5 protein-coding genes and 1 pseudogene are annotated in these 7,023 nt (G+C 40.1%); 4 read left to right on the forward strand and 2 right to left on the reverse strand.

The window, feature by feature from the left end; all coding sequences use genetic code 11:
• The 3 genes and pseudogenes from AB7E53_RS09795 to AB7E53_RS09805 form a co-directional block, all read left to right on the forward strand.
• A pseudogene (locus AB7E53_RS09795) lies at positions 1 to 738 on the forward strand (hypothetical protein); the annotation flags it as partial.
• Between the two features lie 32 nt (positions 739 to 770).
• Positions 771 to 1,586: a PstS family phosphate ABC transporter substrate-binding protein gene (locus AB7E53_RS09800; protein WP_079684188.1), complete on the forward strand. Its 816-nt coding sequence runs from the start codon at positions 771 to 773 to the stop codon at positions 1,584 to 1,586.
• 157 nt (positions 1,587 to 1,743) lie between these two features.
• Positions 1,744 to 2,826: an NAD(P)H-dependent flavin oxidoreductase gene (locus AB7E53_RS09805; RefSeq protein WP_446775405.1), complete on the forward strand. Its 1,083-nt coding sequence runs from the start codon at positions 1,744 to 1,746 to the stop codon at positions 2,824 to 2,826.
• A gap of 56 nt (positions 2,827 to 2,882) precedes the next feature.
• Here the strand turns inward: AB7E53_RS09805 and AB7E53_RS09810 are convergent, their stop codons facing one another.
• Positions 2,883 to 3,491, reverse strand: a complete 609-nt coding sequence (locus tag AB7E53_RS09810; protein ID WP_446775407.1) for a LuxR C-terminal-related transcriptional regulator — start codon at positions 3,489 to 3,491, stop codon at positions 2,883 to 2,885.
• A 3-nt stretch (positions 3,492 to 3,494) separates the two neighbouring features.
• On the reverse strand, positions 3,495 to 4,184 hold the full coding sequence (locus AB7E53_RS09815; protein ID WP_179399786.1) for a hemerythrin domain-containing protein: 690 nt from the start codon (positions 4,182 to 4,184) through the stop codon (positions 3,495 to 3,497).
• 523 nt (positions 4,185 to 4,707) lie between these two features.
• Between AB7E53_RS09815 and AB7E53_RS09820 the strand changes: the two genes are divergently transcribed.
• Positions 4,708 to 7,023: ATP-binding protein (locus tag AB7E53_RS09820; protein WP_446775409.1), on the forward strand; the 2,316-nt coding region annotated here is incomplete at its 3' end.

Genomic DNA, 7,023 nt, shown 5'->3' on the forward strand with positions numbered 1-7,023 from the left:
GAAAGCAAGTTTTATTTTCTAAAGCTGGAGGCCGGTCTTTTTGCAGGAAATAGCATCAATAAAGAAACCGATAGCCGCAAAGACTTTATCGGACGTCTGGGTGCCGAAAAAACAATTGGAGATTATGCCCAATGGGGTCTTGGAGTTTCTTACTACAACGGAAGTGTTTACAACCCGACAACTACAGCCTATGAAATGGTTGGAAAAGAGTTTAGGGTAGTAGATAAAGGAACAACAGGCACTTATATGAAACGTGAATATGTAGGCATGGATGGCCAGTTCAGCATCCTGACGGCCATGGGTAAAACAACCTTGCGTGCAGAAGGATTACTGGGGATACAACCAGGAATTGCAGGAAGCAGTAAGAGTCCGAATTACAGTGCGCGTCCCACAAATTCGCCGGAAAATGCATTATACAAACGTCCGTTTATCGGTTACTTCTTCTACCTGATACAAGATATCGGATCGTCGCCATTCTCGGCTGTGCTGAAATACGACACCTACGATCCAAATACCGATTTACAAAAGGACGAAGTCGGACTTGCAGGATCAAATACAAGTAAAACCGATCTGGCGCAAAGCACCATTGGAATAGGAGCCTTATACCGTTTCAGCAAGAATGTGAGACTGCAGGCATATTATGAAATCAATTCAAATGAGAAAAGTGCCAACGTAAGCGGATACGAAAGTGACAGAAAAGACAACGTGCTTACAGTACGTTTACAATATAAATTTTAATAGATTACATTCATTAACTAAGCAATTCGAAAATGAAAAAGACAATTTTACTGGCAGCTATGGCCTGCCTACTTACCTCGAATGTATTTGCGCAGAAAATAAAAGGAAGTGATACTGTGCTGCCGCTTACTCAAACTGAAGCCGAAAACTACATGAATAAAAACAAAAGTGCCAGAATAACAGTAACCGGAGGTGGTTCCGGAGTAGGTATTTCTGCCCTGATGGAAGGAACAACCGACATTGCCATGTCCTCCCGTAAAATGAAATTCGACGAAAAGGTTAAATTACAACAAGCAGGAAAAACTACGAAAGAGGTAATTATAGCCTATGATGCTTTATCAGTTGTTGTTCACCCTTCAAATAAGGTTACAAACCTAACTCGCGAACAGGTAGAAGCAATCTTTACAGGTAAGATAACCAACTGGAAGGAAGTTGGGGGAGCCGATCTTAAGATTGTAGCTTATTCACGCGAAACCTCATCAGGAACATACGAATTCTTCAAAGAGAGTGTCCTGAAAAATAAGAACTATAAGAATGGTATCTTAAGCATGCCTGCCACCGGAGCTATTATTCAGTCCGTTGGTCAGACTAAAGGAGCCATCGGCTACGTAGGACTCGCCTACCTGAATAAGGAGGTAAAGCCAATTCACATTTCCTATGATAAAGGTAAAAAGTATATAGAACCCTCTTTTGCCAATGCAAAAAACAAATCGTATCCGGTTGTACGTCCTCTATTCTATTACTACGATGTTAAGAATGAGAAAAAAGTAAAACCGTTTATCGATCACATTCTTTCTGCCGAAGGTCAGAAAACAGTAAAAGATGTCGGATATATCCCCGTGAACTAATTGTTTAGCAGTAAATATATTGAAAAGAGTTGCCCAACAACAGGCAACTCTTTTTTTGTTGCACAATTTCACACCTCCTGTGCAATATTTATTTCATTAATATACTTGAATCCATATAATGTATTAACTTTGTGGCCTGTATTTAGAAACAATTCAGATGAAAACATTGACAATCGGAGACCTAAAGGTTCATGTACCCATTATCCAAGGTGGGATGGGCGTAGGTATCTCCTTATCAGGCCTTGCCTCGGCAGTCGCAAACGAAGGAGGCATCGGCGTTATCTCCAGCGCCGGATTAGGACTTTTATATAATAAACTCTCCAGCAATTTTGGTGAAGCAAGTATTCTCGGACTTAAAGAAGAGCTGAAAAAAGCTCGTGAGAAAGCTAAAGGTATTATCGGTGTAAACGTGATGGTTGCCATGACGAATTTTGCCGATATGGTAAAGACAGCCATAGCTGAAAAGGCTGACATTATCTTCAGTGGAGCAGGTCTTCCGCTCGACTTGCCAAGCTTTCTGCAAAAAGACAGCACGACCAAGCTTGTTCCCATCGTATCTTCAGCCCGTGCAGTTCGCATTATTTGCGAAAAATGGATGAGCCAGTACAATTACCTCCCTGATGCAGTGGTTGTGGAAGGTCCAAAAGCCGGTGGTCACCTTGGTTATAAGGAAAACCAATTGGAAGATGAACATTTTTCTTTAGAAGAAATTTTACCTCAGGTAGTCCAAGAGGTTGCTCTTTTTGAAGAAAAGTACAACAAAAAAATTCCCGTGATAGCAGCAGGAGGAATCTACACAGGAAAAGATATTTATCGCATGATGGAACTTGGAGCATCAGGCGTACAGTTAGGAACCCGTTTTGTAACCACCGAGGAGTGCGATGCATCTACTGCCTTCAAAGAGCAGTATATCAAAGCGCGACAGGAGGATATCGAAATAATAAAAAGCCCTGTTGGAATGCCCGGAAGAGCGATTGGCAGTTCGTTCATTCAGCAGGTTAAAGAGGGAATCAAACAGCCCAAATCATGTCCTTTCCACTGCATTAAAACATGTGATATATCCAAAAGTCCTTATTGCATCATGCTTGCGCTTTACAATGCATTTAAAGGAAACTTCAACAATGGATACGCATTTGCCGGCTCTAATGCCTACCGTGCAAGCCGCATAATGAGTGTGAAAGAAACTATGTCCGACCTGATGAGGGAATGGAAAGAGAAAGAATTCTTCTCTAAAAAGTAGAAAATCTGAAAATTAAAGAAATAACCGGTCGAGCTTCATACTGAAAACTTGATCGGTTATTTTTTTATATCTCCCAGTTCGACCAATTTATTTACGATTGCGTAAACAGTAAGACCGCTCGCACTGTGAATCTGGAGTTTCCTTGCGATATTGCGCCTATGGGTAATTACCGTATGAGCCGACAAATAAAGCTGCTCTGCTATTTCACGGTTGGTAAGTCCTTTCACCACACACACTACAATTTCTTTTTCACGGCTGCTCAAGGTTTGCAGCTCGTCATCATCTTCCGTTTTATCCTCTTCCTCGTGGATTGAAATTTTCTCGAGCTTGTTTTTTATATCCTCTGCAGAATCATATATAGTAATGAACTCATCGTATTGATTCAGTAACGAACGCTCTGCCACAGCATAAAGTAATGCTACGCATTTCAATTTGGGACAGACACATTCTTCCCGCAACAAAGAGAGGGAAGCATACCCTAACAATGCTGGATTTATAATTAAAATATCTGGCTTACGCTTCTTTAGGAATTCATACAAAGTATCGATAACCGAAACCTCATCTATATGAAAACGAACCCCCTGAATCCGTTTCAACGTCGCCTCAATACCGCTTCTGATAATTACGGAAGGATCGGCAACTACGATATTCAAATTAATGGTCATAACTTAACTTTGATTTTTTTCCAATTCAAGAATTGCCGGAGTAAACAGATAATCTTCCACTTTACTATGTGAAGCTAAATCCTGTTCGCAGGCAAAAATATCGAATAATACGCTGTTAAGTAAATTACCACCTTCAGCTGGATAATATTTAATAATCAGGTTTTTTAGTTCAATAATCTTCATCTCGATCTGATCGTGCCTTTTCTTGAAAATGGAAATATTATACCGGCTGTCTTTTTCACCTTTTAACAGTCCCTTTACGTAAGGGAAAACAACCTTCTCTTCGTATTGCATGTGCTTAAAGACCTCTTCTGCATATTCATCAAAAAAGCGAATTATGACAAAGGCCACATCTTTTGGGCAGTTATGGATCGCATTCACCAGCTTTTCGCGGATATTAGGCAGTCTGAAATCAAGAAAATAGGTATGAGAATTCTGTAAATAAGATATCAGCGCCTCCATTGAAAAGCAATCAGACAGGATCGGGGTATCGTGTGAATCGTCCGATAAGAAATTTACCACCGTAAGAAACGTGCAGGCATCAACATGGTGCATCTTGCAGACCTCTTTTACATTCTTTTCTCCAAACCCAAGAGGAATCCCAAAACGGCTCATCACCAACAGCATGGGGTAATTATCACCTATCAGGTCACTCATCTTATCAGTCTCTCTATATTTTCCTTTCCTGTACATAAATCAATCGTTTGTAAAATTCTAATTTCAAATATACTTCTTTTTCCTTTTATTCAACTATACAACAAAGAAGAAGGAATTTATTTTACACAAATAGTTCAGTATTTCAATTTATTCACAAATGAACTGAATAATATCCAATAAACAGCATCCTTTGGGAAACAGATTTACTGCATATCCCTCAATCTAGGTATCACACAAAAAAATATACATATAGATAGGTATTGCATCAGCTATCCGGTCAGCCTATCTTTGCCTATATAATTTAGACACTGTAATTGCTATATCAGTAACTTGCTAATTATATAAGCATATAAGATAATGATGAGAACAAGATGTTTTTCTATTAGTTGATCTTGTTAAAAGAAAAGCTTTTCTGTGAAGAAAGGCTCTTTTTTTGTCTACACGAAACCGTTATCCACACAACCTTATATTTTCAGCACCGGATGACTTTGAAAAACCTAATTATTCTTTATATTTGTCCGAAGAAGTAATCTGACTGATAAGCAATCTGTTCCCTGAAATGAAAAATTATCTGCCTCCATTGCATACGATTCTCTTATTCCTGCGTGTCTTTATATTGTGTATAGGGATAGCCATTCCTTTTCAATCATTTGCAAAGGCAGAAAATCCGATTCTAATTATCAGCTCTTATAACCCCGATACCCGGAATACAACGCAATGTATCACCACGTTTGCTGATGCCTACCACAAACTTGGCGGCAAGCAGCAGATCGTTATTGAAAACATGAACTGTAAAAGCCTGCCAGAGGCTAATAGCTGGAAAAACCGGATGACTGGAATTCTTTCTAAATACAGCGAAAAGAATAAGCCATCCGCAATCGTAATACTGGGGCAGGAAGCCTGGGCATCGTATCTCTCTGTAAACCCTTCCGAATTCAGGGAAATTCCGTTGGTCTGCGGAATGGTTAGCAGTAACACCCTCCTGCTTCCCGACTCCATCCCCTCTGTAAACATTTGGGAACCCGAAGCTTTTTATATTGATAAACTCGAGCATAGCCAGCCCATACACGGCATCTTTTACGAATACAATATTGAAAAGAATATTGACCTGATAAAAAGGTTGTATCCGGAAACTAAAAACATAGCATTGGTTACAGATAACAGCTTTGGAGGCCTGGCACTCCAATCCATCGTAGTTCAGGAATTCAAAAAACATCCGGAACTGACATTGATCAGACTAGACGGGAGAAAAAACAATATATACGAGATAAGTAAACAAATACAGGAGTTTCCACCCAACACCGCCATCCTGTTAGGAACCTGGCGGGTAGACATAAGTGAAGGTTACTATATAGGGAATGCTACTTACAGCATGATGTCTGCCAATCCTCACATTCCGGCCTTCACAATCACATCAGTGGGACTCGGACATTGGGCAATGGGCGGATATATTCCTCAATATCGTAATCAGGGGGCAGATCTTGCACAAGAAGTCATTCAAACTCTCAGCAGCAAAAAGACTGATAATGAACTAAAAAAGATTATCATTCCAAATATATACAAATTTGAGGTAAATAAACTGAAGGAGATGAATATCTCCCGAGAGCTTTTACCCGAGTTTTCCGTATTTGAAGGAGAAAATACATCTCCTTTTGTCCGCTACAAATACGAAATACTGGTTGTGATAACCATATTGCTGGTTTTATTTTGTTTCACCGGACTCTATTTTTACATCCGGAATAAAAATCTGAAAGATCACTTGCTGGATATAGAAAAAGACAACCTGATCATTCTGAATAACATTAAATCCTCCATTAAGTTTGTAACCCCTCAATATACAGTTAAATGGAGTAATCAGGTTCCCTTCTACTGCCGGTCTATCAATGGCAAGAAATACAGCTGCCTCTCGTCCGGTTCACTCGAAGACTTTTGTCCGAATTGTCCGGTTACCAAAGCCATACATACCAAAGAAATGGCTGAGGTCACAAACGAATACCAGACAAAAAAATATGTCCGTATTCTGGCCAATCCGATACTGGATAAAAAAAACAATGTAACCGGCGTAGTGGTGAAGGCCGAAGACGTAACAGAGCAGAAACGTATCGAGAACGAACTCCGCGAAGCTAAAGAGCATGCAGAAGAATCGGATCGTTTAAAATCTGCATTTTTAGCCAACATGAGTCATGAAATCCGGACGCCGCTTAATGCCATTGTAGGATTTTCGGGACTTCTCGCCTCGGCAACAGACCAACAGGACAAAGACGAATACGTACATATTATAAACAACAACAATGAAGTATTGCTCCAGCTTATCAACGACATACTGGACTTGGCCAAGATTGAAGCCGGCACGCTCGAGTTTATCAAGACTGAAGTAAATATAAATAATCTTCTCTCGGAAATCGAGGGAAGTTACAAGCTGAAAGTTGACCGTCAGGTACAGCTATCCTTTATTGAAAAACAACCGCATTGTATAATTAAAACAGACAAAAACCGGGTATTGCAGGTTATTACCAATTTCATAAACAATGCTATCAAATTCACCTCAGAAGGCAGCATCACCTTTGGCTACAGGGTGTACGACAATGAAATTTACTTTTATGTAACCGATACAGGGTGTGGCTTTAGTGAGAAAGAGGCTCAAAAGGTATTTCAACGCTTTGTAAAATTAAACAGTTTCTCGCAGGGAACGGGACTTGGGCTCTCCATCTGCCAGATGATTGTTGAGCGGTTAGGTGGAACAATCGGTGTAAACTCAGAAAAGGGTAAAGGTTCCACTTTCTGGTTCACATTACCCTACGAACCTGTCAGGAAAACAGATCCGATCACGATAGCTCCCAAAGCGGCTTCCGAATCAACCGAAAAGAAAAATACG

The organism is Macellibacteroides sp., from assembly GCF_050251695.1.
GTDB classification, from domain to species: Bacteria; Bacteroidota; Bacteroidia; order Bacteroidales; family Tannerellaceae; genus Macellibacteroides; species Macellibacteroides fermentans.